We start from the raw sequence: 17,552 nt of genomic DNA on the forward strand, positions 1-17,552 counted from the left end.
TTCCGTTTGTGCTTCCCCGGGTCCCTCGCCATGCAGACGACCGTCAGCCAAACGTTCGAGGAAAACCGGCATATCGCGGCCTGCCTGCGCGAGGCGGCGCAGCGGCTGGCTGACCAGGGCGCGAATCCGTACCGGGTCGCCGCGTACCGCGCGTCGGCCGAGACGGTCGACGCACTCGACCTCGACATCCGCACCCTGTTCGAATCCGGTGGCGTCGATGCGCTCGGGATGCTGCCCGAGGTCGGCACGGGCGTCGCCCAGGCGATGGCCGAGCTGCTGGTGACGGGGCGCTGGCGCCAGCTCGACCGGCTGTGCGGCGACGCCGAACGCACCTCCGCGTTCGAAGCGGTGCCGGGCATCGGCCACGCGCTCGCGTTGCGCATTCACGACCTGCTGCACATCGATACGCTCGAGGAACTCGAACGCGCGGCCCGCAACGGCCAGCTCGAAACGATCTCGGGCGTCGGCCCGCGGCGCGCGGCCGGCATCCGCGCCGCGCTCGACGACGTACTGAGCCGCCGCCGGCGCTGGCAGGGCCACGTGCAGGACGCCGGCCCCGGCACGGAGCCGCCCGTCGAACTGCTGCTCTACATCGACCGCCTGTACCGCAACAAGGCCGCCGCCGGCGTGTTGCCGACGCCTGGCTTCGTGCAACGCGTCACCGCGCATCGGCGCCCGAATGCGGACGACTCCGTGCCGCGGCCCGTGATGCACATGACCAAGGGCGGCTGGCATTTCACCGCGCTGTGCCTGCATGCCGCGATGCGCACGCCGGAGGCGTCCCGCCCGACGGACTGGGTCTCGCTGTATTTCTACGACGCCTTGCAGCGCGAAAACCAGCGCACCGTCTTCACCGAAACGTACGGCTCGCTCGTCGGCAAGCGGATCGTGCGCGGGCGCGAGCAGGAATGCCGCGTGTACTACGCGGGCTGAATCAGTCGTCGCCGGTTTCGTCGATGTCGAACACCACGCCGAGCACCGACGCGGTCTCGCGACATGCATGGGTGAGCGCGCGCGATCGGCGGCCGGAATAGTCTGCCGCGAGATAGAACCAGGTCGAATGCGGCCCGCAATCGTCTTGACTGTTCCGTTTCGGTACGTCGAACCAGAACTTCACCATGTAGCCGCCCTTCCAGCGAACCGGAATCACCTGCGTGAGCTGCATTCTCGTGATTGCACCGTGGCGGAACCGGAAGCTGTCGTCGCCGACGCGGAACCCCGACCACGCGCCGTCGTTCGACACGAACACGGTCAGCATTTCGTCCGGCAGCACGACGGTCGGGGCGTCTTCCTGGGCCAGCTCGGCCGCCGACACCATCGCCGCCCCCGAACCGTCACGCCCCGTCTCGACGTCCACATAGGCTTCGATCGTCCGCTTCGCCTTATCGTAGAAACTGCGCGTGACGTCGGACCGCACGGCGTCGGCGATCAGCACCAGTTGCTTGAATCGTGCACGCTCGCCGTATCGAAACGGCACATCGGGTGCGTCGCCGGGCTCGTCATCCAGTTCGTCCTCCAGACTATCGGTCTGTACAGGCGGAGCGGTCGTGACAGGCGGTTCAATGCCTCCGCGCCGCCGTGTCACCCAATCGATTCCCAACGCCAGCAGCACTTGCGGCGTCACCATCACGACGGCCACCGTCGCGAGCCCGGCGAGCACCCCGTAATGCGGCGCGACCCGCGATGCCGCATACGCGGCAGGAAACACAAGCAAAATCCACACGCTGCAACCCCGTTGTTCCAGTTTGCGATGTCTGGCACCACATGACTCTGCGCATCACCCTGCCATCAGCCAACGCGCCAACCCACCGATGCATGCTCGCCGCCTACGCACCTTCCGTCTTCGTGCGGCGGGCCGGATGGCGATGCGCGGCGATGCGCAGCAGCTTCTGGAACGACGGGCATTCGAGATGGTTCGATGCCGGGCACACGGCCGCATGCCGCAACGCATCGCGCACGGCGCCGAGACGGCGGATCGTGCGGTCGAGTTCGTCGGCCTTGCCGTCGAGCTTCGCGCGATCGATCGCAGGCAGGCCGTCCGTGCCGACCATCGCGAGGATGTCGTCGAGCGAAAAGCCGGCCTCGCGGCCCAGTGCGACCAGCGCCAGGCGCTCCAGCACCGACTCGTCGTATTGCCGCCGCAGCCCGTGGCGGCCGATCGGCACGATCAACCCTTTTTCCTCGTAGTAGCGCAGCGTCGACGCGGGCAATCCCGAGCGTCGCGCCACCTCTGCAATGTCCAGCCGGCTCATGCTTGACCTCAAGTGAACTTGAAGTTGCAAGATAGTCGCTCGACTCGATGAAGACAAGCCCGGACTGCCATGAAACCGCTGAAACGATGCCGTATTCCGCTGCACCGCGCAGCCTGTTCCCTGCTTTGCGGAGGGACGCGATGAGCCTGCCCGACGTCCTGCCCGACGTCCTGCCCCACGTCCTGCCCGACCTGCTGCTGATCGGCACGGGCGCCACGCTCGTGATGGATCTGTGGACACTGTTCCGGCGGCGTGCATTCGGCGTGCCGTCGCTCGACTATGCGCTGGTCGGCCGCTGGATCGGTCACATGATGCACGGCCGGTTCCGGCATGCGTCGATTGGCGCCTCGGCGCCCGTGCCGGGCGAACGCGCGCTCGGCTGGATCGCGCATTACGCGATCGGCATGGTGTTTGCGGCACTGCCTCTCCTGATCGCCGGCCCGGCGTGGATCGACGCGCCGACGCCGCTCCCCGCACTCGTCGCCGGCCTCGCTAGCGTCGTCGCCCCGTTCTTCGTGATGCAGCCGGCGTTCGGTTTCGGCATCGCGGCGTCGCGCACGCCGAACCCGGGCGTCGCGCGGCGGCGCAGTCTCATCACGCATCTGTCGTACGGGGTGGGGCTTTATCTGGCGGCGCTCACGCTCGCGGCGCTGGCCCGTTGAGCACATGGACGCCCCAAGGCCGTAACAGCCAGCGTCGGCTCAACCGAGCCGACATCGAGACCCACGCAAGCGCTTCGTCGAGCACGGCGGGCGCATCGTCCCGTGCCAGCCCGACGAAGGCCACGCCAGGCATCGGCGCCCGCGCAACGGCGACGACAACGCCGCATGTCGGCATGGGGGCATACGCGGCGTGCTCGCGCGCTGCCACCCGGTGTTTTCAAGTCATTCATCCGGCCCGCCCGACCGGCGGGCCACGTCATTCCCCGCCGCAGTCGATCAGGTTGTGGCGCACGCGCCCGAGCAGCCGCACCAGCGTATCGCGCTCGTCGGGCGTGAAGCCGCGCAGCCCGTCGTCGGCGACGGTGTCACCCACCTCGAGCATCTGCGGAAAGATCTCGCGCGACTTGTCGGTCAGCCGGATCACGAATGCGCGGCGGTCGTCGTCGTTCGCGATGCGCTCGATCCAGCCATAGCTTTCCATCCGGTCGAGCAACCGCGTGAGCGAGATCGGCGCGATCTCGAGCCATTCGGCGAGGCGCGCCTGATTCATCTCGCCCTTCCACGTCAGGTACGCGAGCACGCGGCTTTGCGCCCGTGTCAGCCCGATGCGCTTCGCGCGTCGGTCGAACAGGCGTCCGTTCAGGCGCGCGACGTCGGCGATCAGATAGCCGATCCGGTTCTCGTAAGTCTTGTCCATGCGGCGATTATAGGGGTCAAGCCGGCCATGCCTCGGCGATAAGCGGATATATAATAAGCGTGCTTATAATTCCAGCCATACCGGATCGCCGCCCACGGCGACCGCCCCGTGGAGACACCCGCTTGAACGCCGCCGCCGACGCCCCCGCCTCGCCCGCCCTGAACCGGCCGATGCTGACCTTGTCGATCATGCTCGCCACGCTGATCCAGACCCTCGACAGCACGATCGCGAACGTCGCGCTGCCACACATGCAGGGCACGCTATCCGCGTCGCAGGACGAGATCACGTGGGTGCTGACCTCGTATATCGTCGCCGCGGCGATCGCGACGCCGCTCACCGGCTGGCTGTCCGACCGGCTCAGCGTGAAACGGCTGCTGATCGTGTCGATCGCGGGCTTCACGGTTGCGTCGGCGCTGTGCGGGCTGTCCGAGACGCTCGTGCAGATCGTCGGCGCGCGCCTGCTGCAGGGCGTGTTCGGCGCCGCGCTGGTGCCGTTGTCGCAGTCGATCCTGCTCGACATCAACCCGCGCGAGAAACAAGGCCAGGCGATGGCGATCTGGGGGATGGGCGTGATGGTCGGCCCGATCCTCGGCCCGACGCTCGGCGGCTGGCTCACCGACAGCTACAACTGGCGCTGGGTGTTCTTCATCAACGTGCCGATCGGCGCGTTCGCGCTCGCCGGCGTGATGACCTTCCTGCCCGCGCGCGCGCCGCGCCCGCACGTGAAGTTCGACGCGTTCGGCTTCGCGACGCTGGCGCTCGCGATCGGCGCGTTCCAGGCGATGCTCGACCGCGGCGAACAGCTCGACTGGTTCGGCTCGTATGAGATCCGCATCGAGGCGATCGTCGCGGCGCTCAGCTTCGCGTTCTTCCTCGTGCATACGGCGACCGTCGGCAAGGCGTCGTTCTTCAAGTCGGAACTGCTGCGCGACCCCAACTTCGCGACGGGCACGCTGTTCATCTTCGTGGTCGGCGCGGTGCTGTACGCGACCCGCGCGCTGCTGCCGCCGATGCTGCAGAACCTGATGGGCTACCCGGTCGCGACCACGGGCCTCGTCACCGCGCCAAGCGGCGCCGGCACGATGATCGCGATGCTGTGCGTCGGCAGGCTGCTGAAATACGTGGATGCGCGGATGCTGCTGCTCGCGGGGCTATCGATTTCCGCGCTCGCGCTCTGGCAGATGATGCAGTACACGGTCGTGCTGTCCGAAGCGGACATCGTGTGGCCCGGCGTGGTGCAGGGCTTCGGGCTGGGGCTCGTGTTCGTGCCGCTGAGCGCGCTGTCGTTCTCGACGCTGCCGCCCGAGCTGCGTGCGGACGGCACGGCCACCTACAGCCTGATGCGCAACATCGGCAGCAGTATCGGCATCTCGATCGTGCAGACGCTGATGACGCGCAACACGCAGGTCGCGCATGCCGACCTCGCGACCCACATCACGCCGTTCAACCCGGCCGTGCAGGCGATGGCCGGCAGCCGCGTCGACATCGCGCTGCTCGACCGCACGATCAACCAGCAGGCGTCGATGATCGCGTACCTGAACGACTTCAAGCTGATGTTCGTCGCGACGCTGCTGATGATTCCGCTGTTGCTGCTGATTCGCCCGCCGCAGAAGGCGGCGAGCGTGGAGATCGCGCACGCGGCGATGGATTGACGGGCGCACGCGCGGCGCGCGCCCGCCTCGCTTCGCGTCAGGCCTTCATCGTGCCCGTGCGCACGTAGCGCTCGTGCCACGACAGCGCCTCGGCGAGCAGGTGCGGCGTGTGCTTGCCGAAGCTGTCGCGCGACGCACGCTCGAAGTAATCCTCGAGCATCGGCCGGTAGTCGGGATGCGCGCAGGTCGCGATGACCTTGCGTGCGCGCTGCTTCGGCGACAGGCCGCGCAAATCCGCGAGGCCCTGCTCGGTGACGACCACCGCGACGTCGTGCTCGGTGTGGTCGACGTGGCTCGCCATCGGCACGATCCGCGAGATCGCGCCGCCCTTCGCGGTACTCGCCGACATGAAGCACGACAGGTAACCGTTGCGCGCGAAGTCGCCCGAGCCGCCGATGCCGTTCTGGATCTTCGTGCCCATCACGTGCGTCGAGTTCACGTTGCCGTAGATGTCGGCCTCGATCATCCCGTTCATCGCGATGCAGCCGAGCCGGCGCACGAGCTCCGGATGGTTGCTGATCTCCTGCGGGCGCAGCACGATCTTCTCGCGGAACGTCGCGATTTCGTCGGCGAAGCGCTGCACGGCGGCCGGGCTCAGCGACAGCGCGGTGGCCGACGCGAAGCTCAACGTGCCGTCCTGCAGCAGGTCGAGCATGCCGTCCTGGATCACTTCCGTGTACGCGGTCAGGTTCGAGAAGCCGGCCGAGCTGAGTTCCGCGAGCACCGCGTTCGTGATGTTGCCGACGCCCGACTGCAGCGGCAGCAGGTTTTCCGGCAGGCGGCCGCGCTTCACTTCATGGCGCAGGAAGTCGATCAGTTGCAGCGCGATCTGCTTCGACGTCGCGTCCGGCGCGGAGAACGCATTGCTGCGATCCGGCGCATCGGTCTCGACGATCGCGACGATCTTGTCGGCCGGGCAGCGCAGGTACGGCTCGCCGATCCGGTCGTCGCTCTTCGTCAGCGGAATCGGCTTGCGGTGCGGCGGCAGCGCGGTGCCGTAATAGACGTCGTGCATCCCGTCGAGGCCGAGCGGCTGGCGCGAGTTGACCTCGAGGATCACGTGCTTCGCGCGTTCGAGCCAGGTCTTGTTGTTGCCGATCGACGCGGACGGAATCAGCAGCCCGTCCTCGCGGATGCCCGCGACTTCGACGATCGCGACATCGAGATCGCCGTACAGCCCGAACCAGGCGTACTGCGCGACGTGGCTCAGGTGGACGTCCTGGTAGTCGACTTCGCCGCCGTTGATCTTGTCGCGCAACGTCGGGTCGGACTGGTACGGCAGGCGCATCGAGATGCCGTTGGTGCGGGCGAGCGCGCCGTCGAGTTCCGGCGCGGTCGACGCGCCCGTCAGCACGTTGATCCGGAAGTCCTCGCCGCGCGTGTGTGCCGCGTCGATGTGGGCGGCAAGCGCGGCCGGGACGGCCTTCGGATAGCCGGAGCCCGTGAAGCCGCTCATGGCGACGGTCATGCCGGGACGGATCAGCGCGGCGGCTTCGTCGGCGGTGCGGACGAGCGAACGCAGGGCGGGAGCGAGGATGCGTGATGAAGACATGGCTGGTTTCTGACGCTTGGGGTCTGTCGTTGACGTCGCGGGGGGTGTCTCCTGAGCGACATGAAGCCCTTGGGGCCGCGAGCGGCGGCCGGCACCACAGGCACGGTCGGAGTATCGCAGAGGCAATCGCCGCGAAATGTCCGCTAAATGCAAAAGATCCTTGCCGGATTTGCCGGGTATCGAACGACCGTTCTGTGACAGGCGGGCCGTTTAAAGCGGATGCACACGAAAGGTGCGCGAAAGCATCGGACAGAAAGACGGTTATCGATCGACAACTCACGCGCATCAATCGATGAATTTCCACTGCACTTTATCGCCTGCGGATCGGGAATGACCGACGCCCGTCCGGCGCGGCCAATTGTCACCCGATGCGGCGCGTTCCGACCTGACGCACGTCAAGTTCGCACGCGCCGCGCGACGCGCTGCGGGAAGCGCGAAACGCACCGCCGCACCGGCCTGTGAGGCCCGTCCGTCCTTGACAGTCGCGCGATGCGAACCACACTGGAATACGGATGCCGCCGCCCCGGTTGGCCGCCCTTTCGCGCACGCGTTTTTCGGCCGGCCGATCGCGACAAGACGCGGTAACACTCCTTCATGTCAGGACATTGATCGAATAAAAAGCACCAAATTACAATTCCGTATATATTTCGCCGATGGACCAAAGAAAAACCGCCACACGTTCCGAACCGCCCCTGCCACGCACCTGGGATGCGCGGCTGGCGCGCTCGCTTGTCCGACCGCTCGTCGACACGCCCGTCACCCCGAATCACCTCACTACCGTTCGCCTGCTGATCGGCCTCGCCGGCGCCTGGTGCCTTGCGCACGGCGGCTTCGGCTGGAGCAATGCAGGCGCGTTCCTGATCGTGCTGTCGAACTTCGTCGACCACACCGATGGCGAGCTCGCGCGCATCAGCGGGAAATCCAGCAAGATCGGTCATTTTTACGACCTCGCGGCAGACGCGCTCGTCACGGTCGCGCTGTTCGTCAGCATGGGCGTCGGCATCGTCGCCCAGGGCGGCCAGATGGCCGCGTCGCCGGTGCTGCTCGGCGCGGTGGCCGGCGCGGCCGTCGCGCTGATCTTCTTCCTGCGCATGCGGATCGAATCGTTCGCCGGCAAGGCCGGCACCAAGCAGGCATTCGCCGGCGGCTTCGAGACCGAAGACGTGCTGTACCTGCTGCCGCTCGTGACGCTGTTCGACGGCGTCGAGCCGTTCCTGCTCGCGGCGTCGATCGGCGCCCCGCTGTTCGCCGCGTGGGTCGTGTTCGACTGGTGGCGCATCGTGCGGCGCGGCAACCTCCCGCAGAACCCGGCCGCCACGCAGAACCCAACCGAAATCCAGGCTTCCAAATGACTCCTAGCACGCGCGACGACTCCGTGCTGAGCCCGGCACGCCCCGCGCCCGTGCGCGCGGCCGCGGCCGATCCCGATCGCACCGTGGCCGACCGCGTCGGCCAGCTCGACCTCGACCGCCTGCGCGGCGACTACACGCGCCAGGGCTCGTTCCTTTATCTCGACACCTTCCTGCCGGCCGACGCGCACGCGAAGCTGGCCGACGCCGCCCGCGCGATGCAGGCCGGCCTGAACCGCAATTACCTGCCCGGCCACAAGCAGGGCGGCAGCGTGAGCCGTCATACGATCGACGAGCAGGCGCCGTACATCGCCGAACTGTATCGCTCGAAGGCCCTGATCTCGTTCCTCGAGAAAGTCACGGGCGACAAGCTGATGCTGTCGCCGGACGACGATCCGCACGCGTACGCGCTGTATTACTACACGAAGCCCGGCGACCACATCGGCTGGCATTACGACACGTCGTACTACGACGGCCGCCGCTACACGCTGCTGATCGGCGTGATCGACGAATCGTCGTGCCGGCTCGACTACGAGTTGCACACGCGCAATCCGGACGTCGCCGACGAACCCGGCTCCGTGCAGATCGCCGACGGCGGCATCGTGCTGTTCGACGGCGACAAGCTGCGCCACCGCATCACGCCGCTCGGCCAGAACGAGATGCGCGTGTCGCTCACGTTCGAATACGTGACGAACCCCGGCATGCGGCCGTGGAAGCGCTTCATCTCGAACATGAAGGACGCGATCGCGTATTTCGGTTTCCGCCAGGTGTTCAAGCAACTGGCAACGCGACGCACGACCGGGTCATGACACGCGCGGGCCTCATCCTGCTGTCCCTCGGGACCGCACTCTTCGTCGCACTGCTGGCCTGGCAGGGCGTCGGCGCCGTGGCGTCCACGTTCCTCGCGGCCGGCTGGGGGCTCGCGCTCGTCGCGGCGTTCCACGTCGTGCCGCTCGCGATCGACGCGGTCGCAATCTCCGTGATGTTCCGCCCCGGGCAGCCGGGCGCCGAACTCGGCAACGCGCTGCGCGCGCGCTGGGTCGGCGAATCGGTGAACAGCCTGCTGCCCGCCGGGCAGATCGGCGGCCCCGTGCTGATGGTGCGCCACCTCGCGCAGCGCGGCACGCGGATGGCCGACGCGGCGGCAGCCGTCACGGTCAGTACGACGATGCAGGCGCTCGCGCAGATGGCGTTCGCGCTGATCGGCATCGCCGCGTTCAGCCTGTATGCGACGCACGAATCGGTCGCGCATCTGCGCACGCCCGCGCTGATCGCCACCGGCGTGCTCGGCGCCCTCGCCATCGCGTTTTATGCGGCGCAGCGGCGCGGGCTGTTCGGCCGCGGCCTGCGCCTCGCGTCGAAGCTGCTCGGCCCGCGCGACTGGTCGTCGCTGGCCACCCGCGCGGATGCGATCGACGACGCAGTGGGCGCGCTGTACCGCGATCGTGCGAAAGTCGCGAAGACGTTCGCATTGAGTCTCGTCGGCTGGATCGTCGGCACCGCCGAAGTGTGGCTCGCGCTGCACTTCCTCGGGCACCCGGTGAGCTGGCTCGACGCGCTGCTGCTCGAGAGTGTCGGCCAGGCCATTCGTGGCGCGGCCTTCGCGATCCCGGGCTCGCTCGGCGCGCAGGAAGGCGGCTACCTGCTGCTCGCGCCGCTGGTCGGACTGCCGCCCGACGCGGCGCTCGCGCTGTCGCTTGCGAAACGCGCGCGCGAACTCGCGCTCGGCCTGCCCGGCCTGCTCTATCTGCATTTCAGTGAAAGAAACTGGCAGCGGCGCCGTGCGCCGCAGCCGCTCGCCGACTGATCGTTCAGATCCGCCGGCTTTTTGGTTGGAGAACCCATGCGAGCCATCATTCTTGCGGCAGGCCTCGGCTTGCGCCTGCAACAACCGCCCGAGGCGCAGTTCCCGAAGTGCCTGCTGCGCTTCGACGACGTGTCGCTGCTCGAGCGCCATCTGCGCGTACTCGATGCCGCAGGCGTCGACGAGATCGTGCTTGGGCTGGGCTTCCAGCACGAGAAGGTCGAGCAGGAATTGAAGCGTCTCGGCCGCCAGGCCGAGATCGTGATCAACGACCGCTACGACCTCGGCAGCGTGCTGACCGTGCATACCGTCGCCGATGCGATGACGCGCGGCGGCGACGTGCTGCTGATGGACGCCGACGTGCTGTATGACGAGAACATCCTGCACGCGCTGGTGGCCGATTCCGACAAGGCGGTCGACCGCCTGCTGATCGATCGCGACTTCGAGGCCGGCGACGAGCCCGTCAAGCTGTGCCTGAAGAACGGCGTGCCGGTCGAGCTGCGCAAGCAGCTTGCAGTCGACCTCGACTACGACACGATCGGCGAATCGGTTGGCTTCTTCCGCTTCACCGAAGGCACCGCGCGCCGCCTCGCGACGATCGTCGCGGGCTACGTCGACAGCGGCCGCGCGAACATGCCGCACGAAGAAGCCGTGCGCGACCTGCTGCTCGAAGGCGGTCACTCGTTCGACGTCGCCGACGTCACTGGCTCGCCGTGGATCGAGATCGACTTCCCGAACGACGTCGCTCGCGCCACGCAAGAAATCCTCCCCCTGATTCAACGCACCACCGCAGGAGTCGCACGATGAACGCACGCGAACCCAACTTCACCGAATCGCGCAGCGCACGCCTGCGCCGCATGCTCGTCAGCAGCGACCTCGAATTCCTGATGGAAGCGCACAACGGCCTGTCCGCGCGGATCGTCCGCGAAGCCGGCTTCAAGGGCATCTGGGCATCGGGCCTCGCGATCTCCGCGCAGTTCGGCGTGCGTGACAACAACGAGGCGAGCTGGACCCAGGTCGTCGACGTGCTCGAATTCATGGCCGACGCGAGCGACCTGCCGATCCTGCTCGACGGCGACACCGGCTACGGCAACTTCAACAACGTGCGCCGCCTCGTGAAGAAGCTCGAGCAGCGCGGCATCGCGGGCGTCTGTATCGAGGACAAGCAGTTCCCGAAGACCAACAGCTTCATCGGCGGCGAGCGCCAGCCGCTCGCGGAAATCGACGAGTTCTGCGGCAAGATCAAGGCCGGCAAGGATTCGCAGACCGATCCCGACTTCTCGATCGTCGCGCGTGTCGAAGCGCTGATCGCGGGCTGGGGCATGGACGAGGCGCTGCGCCGCGCGAACGCGTACGCGGAAGCCGGCGCCGACGCGATCCTGATCCACAGCAAGCTGTCGCGCCCGGACGAGATCCTGCAGTTCGCGCGCGAATGGAGCGGCAAGGCGCCGCTCGTGATCGTGCCGACCAAGTACTACAGCACGCCGACCGACGTGTTCCGCCAGGCCGGCATCAGCACCGTGATCTGGGCGAACCACCTGATCCGCGCGTCGGCCTCCGCGATGCAGGCGACCGCACGCGAGATCCACGAGAGCGAAACGCTGATCAACGTCGAAGACCGCGTTGCATCGGTCAACGAGATCTTCCGCCTGCAGGACGCCGACGAATACTCGGCGGCCGAGCGTATCTACCTGTCGTCGTCGTCGCGCGCGTCGAACGCGGCGATCGTGCTCGCCGCGAGCCGCGGCAAGGGCCTCGAAGCCGTGACCGAAGACAAGCCGAAGGTCATGCTGCCGGTCGCCGGCAAGCCGCTGCTGCGCTGGCTCGTCGACGGCTTCAAGACGCACGGCGTGAACGACATCACCGTGGTCGGCGGCTATCGTGCCGACGCGATCGACACGTCGGGCATCAAGCTCGTCGTCAACGAACGCCATGCACAGACGGGCGAGCTCGCGTCGCTCGCCTGCGCGGCCGACCGCCTGACCGGCGACACCGTGATCTCGTACGGCGACCTGCTGTTCCGCAGCTATATCGTGCGCGACCTCGCGGAGAGCGAGGCCGAGTTCAGCGTGGTGGTCGATTCGTCGCCCACCGAGACCAACCAGAGCGTGCGCGACTTCGCGCTCTGCTCCGCCGCAGACGATCGCGGCCTGTTCGGCCAGAAGACGTACCTGCAACGCGTATCGAGCGACGTCGCCGCAGGCACGCCGCACGGCCGCTGGATCGGCCTGCTGAACGTGCGCGGCGCCGGTGTCGATCGCCTGAAGGCCATGCTCGCGACGCTGCAGGCGCGCCCTGATTTCGACACGCTCGATATCCCGTCGCTGCTCAACGAACTGATCGCCGCCGGCGAGAAGATCGAGGTGCAGTACGTGCACGGCCACTGGCGCGGCGTCAACGATCTCGAGGACTTCCGCCGCGCGGGCGACTTCGCGCACGGCCAGACGCCGCTGTCCGAACCGGGTGCCGGCAACGGGGGCGCGCAATGATCGAAGCGGCCCAGTTCGTCGAGGCCGCGCGCGCGCGTGGTTTCGACTGGTACGCGGGGGTGCCCTGCTCGTACCTGACGCCGTTCATCAATTACGTGCTGCAGGACCCGACGCTGAATTACGTGTCGGCCGCGAACGAAGGCGACGCGGTCGCGCTGATCGCGGGCGCGACGCTCGGCGGCAAGCGCGGGATCGCGATGATGCAGAACTCGGGGCTCGGCAACGCGGTGAGCCCGCTCACGTCGCTCACGTGGACGTTCCGGCTGCCGCAGCTGCTGATCGTCACGTGGCGCGGCCAGCCGGGCGTGGCCGACGAGCCGCAGCACGCGCTGATGGGCCCGATCACGCCCGCGATGCTCGACACGATGGAGATCCCGTGGGAGACGTTCCCGACCGACCCCGATCAGGTCGGCCCGGCACTCGACCGCGCGATCGCGCACATGGACGCGACGGGCCGCCCGTACGCGCTCGTGATGCAGAAAGGCAGCGTCGCGCCGTATGAACTGAAGGCCAACCCGGCGGCGAAGCCGCGCGTGCATGTCGCTGCGCAGTCGTCGTCGCGCGCCGCGTCGACCGATGCGTGGCCGACCCGCCAGGACGCGCTGCAGCGCGTGATCGCGCACACGCCGGTCGAATCGACCGTCGTGCTCGCGTCGACCGGCTTCTGCGGCCGCGAACTCTACGCCATCGACGATCGCCCGAACCAGCTGTACATGGTCGGCTCGATGGGTTGCGTGACGCCGATGGCGCTCGGTCTCGCGCTTGCGCGCCCCGACCTGCGTGTCGTCGCGGTCGACGGCGACGGCGCCGCGCTGATGCGCATGGGCGTGTTCGCGACGCTCGGCACCTACGGCCCGGCCAACCTCACGCACGTGCTGCTCGACAACGGCGCGCACGAATCGACGGGTGGCCAGGCCACCGTGTCGCAACATGTTTCGTTCGCGGGTGTGGCTGCCGCGTGCGGGTATGCGTCGGCGGTCGAAGGCGACACGCTGGACGTGCTCGATACGGCGCTTGCTTCGTCGGCCGACGGTGCACAGTTCGTGCGACTGGCAATCCGCACCGGCGTGCCCGACGGCCTGCCCCGCCCGACCGTCACGCCGGTCGAGGTCAAGACCCGTCTGATGCGGCACATCGGCGCCGCGCAGACCGAAGCCCACGTTGAAGGAGCCCATTGATGCTGCTGCTGAACCCCGGCCCGGTCACGCTCACCGAACGCGTGCGCCGCAGCCTGCTGCAACCCGACCTGTGCCATCGCGAAAGCGAATTCTTCGATCTGCAGGATGAGGCGCGTGCGCGTCTCGTTGCTGCGTATGAGCTTGATCCGGCTGAGTGGACGGCCGTGCTGATGACGGGCTCGGGTACCGCTGCCGTTGAAAGCATGATCGCCGCGCTCGTGCCGAAGGACGGCAAGCTGCTCGTGATCGAGAACGGTGTCTATGGTGAGCGGATCACGCAGATCGCGACGCAGTATGGGATCGCGCATGATGTGCTCAAGCACGAGTGGATGCAGGCGCCTGATCTTGCGCAGATTGGTGCGAAGCTTGATGCGGGCGGATATTCGCACGTTGCGGTGATTCATCATGAAACGACGACGGGTCGCCTAAACGATCTCGGCGCGATCGCGGAAGTCTGCCGTTCGCGTGGCGTGAAGATGCTCGTCGACGGCGTCAGCAGCTTCGGCGCGGAAGCGATCGATTTTGCCGGCGGCGATATCGATGCTGTGGCTGCCACCGCGAACAAATGCCTGCATGGTGTGCCGGGCGCAGCGTTCGTAATCGTGCGCCGTAGTGCGCTCGCCAAGGCCGCAAGCCGCACTTATTACCTCGATCTCGGTCGTCTCGCGAAGCTGCAGGATCAGCGCAATACGCCGTTCACGCCTTCCGTGCATGCGTATTACGCGCTCGTCGAGGCGCTGCGCGAGTTTGACGAAGCCGGCGGGTGGCGTGCGCGGCATGCGCATTACAAGGCGCTCGCCGATCAGGCGCAAGCCGGGCTTGCGGCGCGCGGGATGCCGTTGGTGCTGCCGGAAGGTGAATCGTCGGTTGTGCTGCGTGCTTATCGGTTGCCGCAAGGTGTGACGTACGAAACGCTGCACGACGGGTTGAAGGCACGTGGCTTCGTGATTTACGCGGGGCAAGGCGGGCTGTCGAAGGAACTGTTCCGGATTTCGACGATGGGCGCGATTCAGGCGGCTGATGTTGAGCGGTTGCTGGAGGGGTTTACGGCGTTGGCGCAGTAAGCGCTGCCCGCCCCCCTCATCTACAAAAGGCCCGCAAGGGCCTTTTCTTATTCTTCTCAGATTTCTAGAATCACGGGACGCAATGTCAGCATTCGATCAGAGAAGGGTCTTTCCAACTCACGGCACACGACATCGGACTGACAACTTGCATTCGAAACGCGGTCGCTCGTGCGCTCATCGTTGATCACCGTCTAGTCCTGCCAAGAGCGAAGCGTAGCGGCACCTCGGGGCGCACGGACATCGATGCGACCGCCCGTTGGCTTCGACATGTTCGCTCTACCTCGGCGTCTCAGGTGAGAATATGCCTTAATAAGGCCTCACCGAAACACAGCGCTCGAATACAATGCTTGCCACGATGAATCTATTAGATTGACAATAAGGTGGTACGCTTGCTTTTCGGGGGAGGGGATAAGGCGAATGCTCCATAGTTTTGATCCGGATTCGAATCCGTATGCAGAAGATCTTCTGCAACTCAGTCGCGCACCGCAATTACGTTACTCTGAAGCTGAGCGGCGGGCGTTAGCGCGAATCGTTGCCAGCAAGTTGTATCAGATTTCCCTCGTCGAACCCTATGAAACTGATTGGCGGTTCGGCGATTGGAAAAATGAAATTGCTTCGGAATCGTTTTTAGATATCGATGTACTCTTTGATTCCGATCTCATTGAGCTCGACCCCATGCGTTATCGTGACATCAAAAGTCAACTTATTGTATTGAGTGTCGGGCAAAATGGTGTGATCGAGCTATTTAACGGCAAAACGAACGTTGACGTCTTCGAGTGGGTGCAGCGAGCCATCCAGCGAATCGGTGACGACAAATGGAGTGGTGAAAGAACTGACGATGGCAGAATCCCACATCGCAGCGACGAAGCCGCAACCGCCGACTACAGGGGCGAGTCGGCCGTTGAAAACGGTTTTGATCGGAATGGCGGTGGCACTGGAGGCCGAAATGGCGGTGGCCGGGGCGGCAACGGTGACGGTGATTCTCCAGACGGGCCTCCCGGTAGTGGCAGGGGTGGTGTGGCAGAAGTGATCAATCACCCTGTTCTTTTTTCTGCCGACCCTGAGATTCTGGATGCCATCTTGAGGCAAATCTGATGTCAGAACTTAATACACCTGAAGACGCGATGCCCTTGCTCGCGTACAAGATCGCTCCGCGGCAATTTGATCTTAGCTACCGATTTTCCAATATTAGCTTGCGAGACCAAATCGTTCGCGCGCAAATGTTGATACGAACACTCGTTGAAACAAAATTGGTCAAAACCGAACCCAACGACGCCAATGCCAACAACAATTCTCGGACATTCCAACTTCTAATATGCGGCGCCGGCGCAGCGGGTCTGTCTGCCGCCAAAGAAGCCGACGCACATAACATCAGTTTTGTGCTCGTTGAAAAAGGACGATCTGTTCCTGGAGGAGTGCTTCGTAGCAAGGCACTGCGATACGTCAGCACTGCCATGTATGAGTGGCCGCATCCAAACCATCGCGAGCATACCTACCCTTTATCTGAGCCTGCACTACTCGGAGACGATGTTCCACCTCGGCCCACGTTGCCTCTTACATTCGATACACCAGTATTGATAAAGAAATTCGGCGACGAGTTGCGAAATAAACTTAAGACTGACATACGGCAGTGGAGGAGCAACTTTGCAGCTTTTCAAGCTACTGGACTCCCGACCAAGCGGAGTTTGCTTACAACTAACGCCAATATCTCCGAAGACAGCAAGAACGCCCTAAAAGACCTTCTTAAAGAAAGCGATAGTGTTCATGGCGCGACCCTTACAGACACCGAACTTCCCGAAATCGAGATCCACGCCCATTCAGACTTGACAATCGCTGCCCCTTACAAATTTTCCTATGTAATTTACGCTGTCGGCTTCTCGAAAGAATCGAAAACCTACGATGGAAAAAGACACCCTTATAGAGGATTCAAACATACACCCTTCTGGCAGCCTGACAATATCTTCGAGGACAAGATCCGTTTTGGTTTCCCACCGCGCGTTGGGATATTGGGGTCTGGCGACGGCGCTCTGCAGGATGCATTGCGTTGTCTGATAAAAAAGAATTATCAGCATCCGCTCGATATCTGGAACGGACTCATGCAGTGTGAGCAGGCCGACAATGTTCCACTAGAAAACTCCATCCATGTTCGAGAAGCGATGGCGAAAGTGGCCGCGGCGGATGGTTACACCACCGGCGGTGCAATATGGCATCACGAAACCAATCTATTCCAGTCTCTGGACAACGCATTTGAGAAAATCGCCAGCATCTTGATTAATAGCGAAGGCGTGAAGCTGCGGCACGCACTTAGCCTGATGGCTCGGGATGATGTGAAAAGCGTCACTATTGTGAGACTGCGCACGTATTTTTCAAAAGCGTATGCATTGAACCGATTTCTCGTTATTCTACTCAGGCAGTTAATGAAAGATCCAGATTATAATAATGGCCCAACACTAGAATTCATCGATGGCAAAGTCACTGAATTCCGGAAGCTTGACTCGCATTCTCGTGGTGGACACCTCGTGATCAATTCAGCGGCAGATGTGACGACCCAGCGGGACTTCGACCTAGTCCTCATTCGTGGCGGACTGGACAGAACCAACCCGACATTGCAGTTTGTTGGTTTGAAAGACAAGGACACTGGGCGAGTAGGGCTTGGACGCATTCCGCCACCGATTCGCCCCGTTGCCTCAGCAACGTAAAGCGCAGGGAACAGAGCCAAGCGCGGAGACGGCAGGCAAAAGCAGTTGCACTCACGAGTGGCTACACAGCGCTGATAACCGATATGACGAGGACGGAATAAAGCTCGAGAAACAACGTCAGCATACAAAATTGGCTGCGTCGGTCCCTAGTAAT

General features: G+C 64.7%; 16 protein-coding genes. 12 read left to right on the forward strand and 4 right to left on the reverse strand.

Annotated elements, in window-relative coordinates:
• The first annotated feature begins 30 nt into the window (after positions 1-30).
• The gene (locus tag CFB43_RS26315) at positions 31-933 is read left to right on the forward strand and encodes a helix-hairpin-helix domain-containing protein (RefSeq protein WP_089497197.1); all 903 of its coding nucleotides are present in this window, start codon (positions 31-33) and stop codon (positions 931-933) included.
• Between the two features lies 1 nt (position 934).
• Here the strand turns inward: CFB43_RS26315 and CFB43_RS26320 are convergent, their stop codons facing one another.
• On the reverse strand, positions 935-1,660 hold the full coding sequence (locus tag CFB43_RS26320) for a hypothetical protein (RefSeq protein WP_144023111.1): 726 nt from the start codon (positions 1,658-1,660) through the stop codon (positions 935-937).
• Between the two features lie 166 nt (positions 1,661-1,826).
• Entirely contained in the window at positions 1,827-2,252 is a 426-nt protein-coding gene (locus CFB43_RS26325) for a helix-turn-helix domain-containing protein (RefSeq protein ID WP_089497199.1), read from the reverse strand.
• Between the two features lie 140 nt (positions 2,253-2,392).
• Between CFB43_RS26325 and CFB43_RS26330 the strand changes: the two genes are divergently transcribed.
• Positions 2,393-2,914, forward strand: coding sequence for a DUF2938 domain-containing protein (locus tag CFB43_RS26330; RefSeq protein ID WP_089497200.1), 522 nt, complete (start codon positions 2,393-2,395; stop codon positions 2,912-2,914).
• Between the two features lie 256 nt (positions 2,915-3,170).
• Here the strand turns inward: CFB43_RS26330 and CFB43_RS26335 are convergent, their stop codons facing one another.
• Complete coding sequence (locus CFB43_RS26335; protein WP_047850156.1) at positions 3,171-3,611, reverse strand: MarR family winged helix-turn-helix transcriptional regulator; 441 nt, start codon at positions 3,609-3,611, stop codon at positions 3,171-3,173.
• A 122-nt stretch (positions 3,612-3,733) separates the two neighbouring features.
• Between CFB43_RS26335 and CFB43_RS26340 the strand changes: the two genes are divergently transcribed.
• Positions 3,734-5,263: a DHA2 family efflux MFS transporter permease subunit gene (locus CFB43_RS26340; RefSeq protein WP_089497201.1), complete on the forward strand. Its 1,530-nt coding sequence runs from the start codon at positions 3,734-3,736 to the stop codon at positions 5,261-5,263.
• Positions 5,264-5,300: 37 nt separating this feature from the next.
• On the opposite strand, the gene CFB43_RS26345 is transcribed toward CFB43_RS26340, so the two are convergent.
• Positions 5,301-6,815 carry an acetyl-CoA hydrolase/transferase family protein gene (locus tag CFB43_RS26345; RefSeq protein WP_089474649.1) on the reverse strand — a complete coding sequence of 505 codons (1,515 nt, stop codon included), beginning with the start codon at positions 6,813-6,815 and terminating at the stop codon, positions 5,301-5,303.
• Positions 6,816-7,468: 653 nt separating this feature from the next.
• Between CFB43_RS26345 and CFB43_RS26350 the strand changes: the two genes are divergently transcribed.
• The 9 genes from CFB43_RS26350 (at position 7,469) to CFB43_RS38000 (ending at position 17,398) form a co-directional block, all read left to right on the forward strand.
• Complete coding sequence (locus tag CFB43_RS26350) at positions 7,469-8,167, forward strand: CDP-alcohol phosphatidyltransferase family protein (protein WP_089458003.1); 699 nt, start codon at positions 7,469-7,471, stop codon at positions 8,165-8,167.
• On the forward strand, positions 8,164-8,973 hold the full coding sequence (locus CFB43_RS26355; RefSeq protein ID WP_089442773.1) for a HalD/BesD family halogenase: 810 nt from the start codon (positions 8,164-8,166) through the stop codon (positions 8,971-8,973). Before CFB43_RS26350 ends, CFB43_RS26355 begins: the two co-directional genes overlap by 4 nt.
• Positions 8,970-9,971: an HpnL family protein gene (locus CFB43_RS26360; protein WP_089497202.1), complete on the forward strand. Its 1,002-nt coding sequence runs from the start codon at positions 8,970-8,972 to the stop codon at positions 9,969-9,971. Before CFB43_RS26355 ends, CFB43_RS26360 begins: the two co-directional genes overlap by 4 nt.
• 36 nt (positions 9,972-10,007) lie before the next feature.
• Positions 10,008-10,775, forward strand: a complete 768-nt coding sequence (locus tag CFB43_RS26365; RefSeq protein WP_089447471.1) for a phosphocholine cytidylyltransferase family protein — start codon at positions 10,008-10,010, stop codon at positions 10,773-10,775.
• The gene (aepX, locus tag CFB43_RS26370; protein ID WP_089497203.1) at positions 10,772-12,457 is read left to right on the forward strand and encodes a phosphoenolpyruvate mutase; all 1,686 of its coding nucleotides are present in this window, start codon (positions 10,772-10,774) and stop codon (positions 12,455-12,457) included. The genes CFB43_RS26365 and aepX overlap by 4 nt, the downstream gene beginning before the upstream one ends.
• Positions 12,454-13,635: a phosphonopyruvate decarboxylase gene (gene aepY, locus CFB43_RS26375; protein WP_089497204.1), complete on the forward strand. Its 1,182-nt coding sequence runs from the start codon at positions 12,454-12,456 to the stop codon at positions 13,633-13,635. Before aepX ends, aepY begins: the two co-directional genes overlap by 4 nt.
• Positions 13,635-14,699 carry a 2-aminoethylphosphonate aminotransferase gene (locus tag CFB43_RS26380; protein ID WP_089497205.1) on the forward strand — a complete coding sequence of 355 codons (1,065 nt, stop codon included), beginning with the start codon at positions 13,635-13,637 and terminating at the stop codon, positions 14,697-14,699. Before aepY ends, CFB43_RS26380 begins: the two co-directional genes overlap by 1 nt.
• Before the next feature lie 417 nt (positions 14,700-15,116).
• On the forward strand, positions 15,117-15,794 hold the full coding sequence (locus tag CFB43_RS37995; protein ID WP_144023113.1) for a hypothetical protein: 678 nt from the start codon (positions 15,117-15,119) through the stop codon (positions 15,792-15,794).
• Entirely contained in the window at positions 15,794-17,398 is a 1,605-nt protein-coding gene (locus CFB43_RS38000; RefSeq protein WP_144023114.1) for an NAD(P)-binding protein, read from the forward strand. Before CFB43_RS37995 ends, CFB43_RS38000 begins: the two co-directional genes overlap by 1 nt.
• Positions 17,399-17,552 lie beyond the last annotated feature (154 nt).

Source organism: Burkholderia sp. AU15512 (assembly GCF_002223325.1).
GTDB lineage: Bacteria > Pseudomonadota > Gammaproteobacteria > Burkholderiales > Burkholderiaceae > Burkholderia.

Excerpts from the sequence above, each read along its gene's own strand:
- CFB43_RS38000 (WP_144023114.1), top strand. The coding sequence starts at position 15,794 with ATGTCAGAACTTAATACACCTGAAGACGCGATGCCCTTGCTCGCGTAC.
- CFB43_RS26335 (WP_047850156.1), bottom strand. The coding sequence starts at position 3,611 with ATGGACAAGACTTACGAGAACCGGATCGGCTATCTGATCGCCGACGTC.
- CFB43_RS37995 (WP_144023113.1), top strand. The coding sequence starts at position 15,117 with ATGCTCCATAGTTTTGATCCGGATTCGAATCCGTATGCAGAAGATCTT.
- aepY (WP_089497204.1), top strand. The coding sequence starts at position 12,454 with ATGATCGAAGCGGCCCAGTTCGTCGAGGCCGCGCGCGCGCGTGGTTTC.
- CFB43_RS26330 (WP_089497200.1), top strand. The coding sequence starts at position 2,393 with ATGAGCCTGCCCGACGTCCTGCCCGACGTCCTGCCCCACGTCCTGCCC.
- CFB43_RS26355 (WP_089442773.1), top strand. The coding sequence starts at position 8,164 with ATGACTCCTAGCACGCGCGACGACTCCGTGCTGAGCCCGGCACGCCCC.
- CFB43_RS26380 (WP_089497205.1), top strand. The coding sequence starts at position 13,635 with ATGCTGCTGCTGAACCCCGGCCCGGTCACGCTCACCGAACGCGTGCGC.
- CFB43_RS26325 (WP_089497199.1), bottom strand. The coding sequence starts at position 2,252 with ATGAGCCGGCTGGACATTGCAGAGGTGGCGCGACGCTCGGGATTGCCC.
- CFB43_RS26345 (WP_089474649.1), bottom strand. The coding sequence starts at position 6,815 with ATGTCTTCATCACGCATCCTCGCTCCCGCCCTGCGTTCGCTCGTCCGC.
- CFB43_RS26315 (WP_089497197.1), top strand. The coding sequence starts at position 31 with ATGCAGACGACCGTCAGCCAAACGTTCGAGGAAAACCGGCATATCGCG.
- CFB43_RS26350 (WP_089458003.1), top strand. The coding sequence starts at position 7,469 with ATGGACCAAAGAAAAACCGCCACACGTTCCGAACCGCCCCTGCCACGC.
- CFB43_RS26360 (WP_089497202.1), top strand. The coding sequence starts at position 8,970 with ATGACACGCGCGGGCCTCATCCTGCTGTCCCTCGGGACCGCACTCTTC.
- aepX (WP_089497203.1), top strand. The coding sequence starts at position 10,772 with ATGAACGCACGCGAACCCAACTTCACCGAATCGCGCAGCGCACGCCTG.
- CFB43_RS26365 (WP_089447471.1), top strand. The coding sequence starts at position 10,008 with ATGCGAGCCATCATTCTTGCGGCAGGCCTCGGCTTGCGCCTGCAACAA.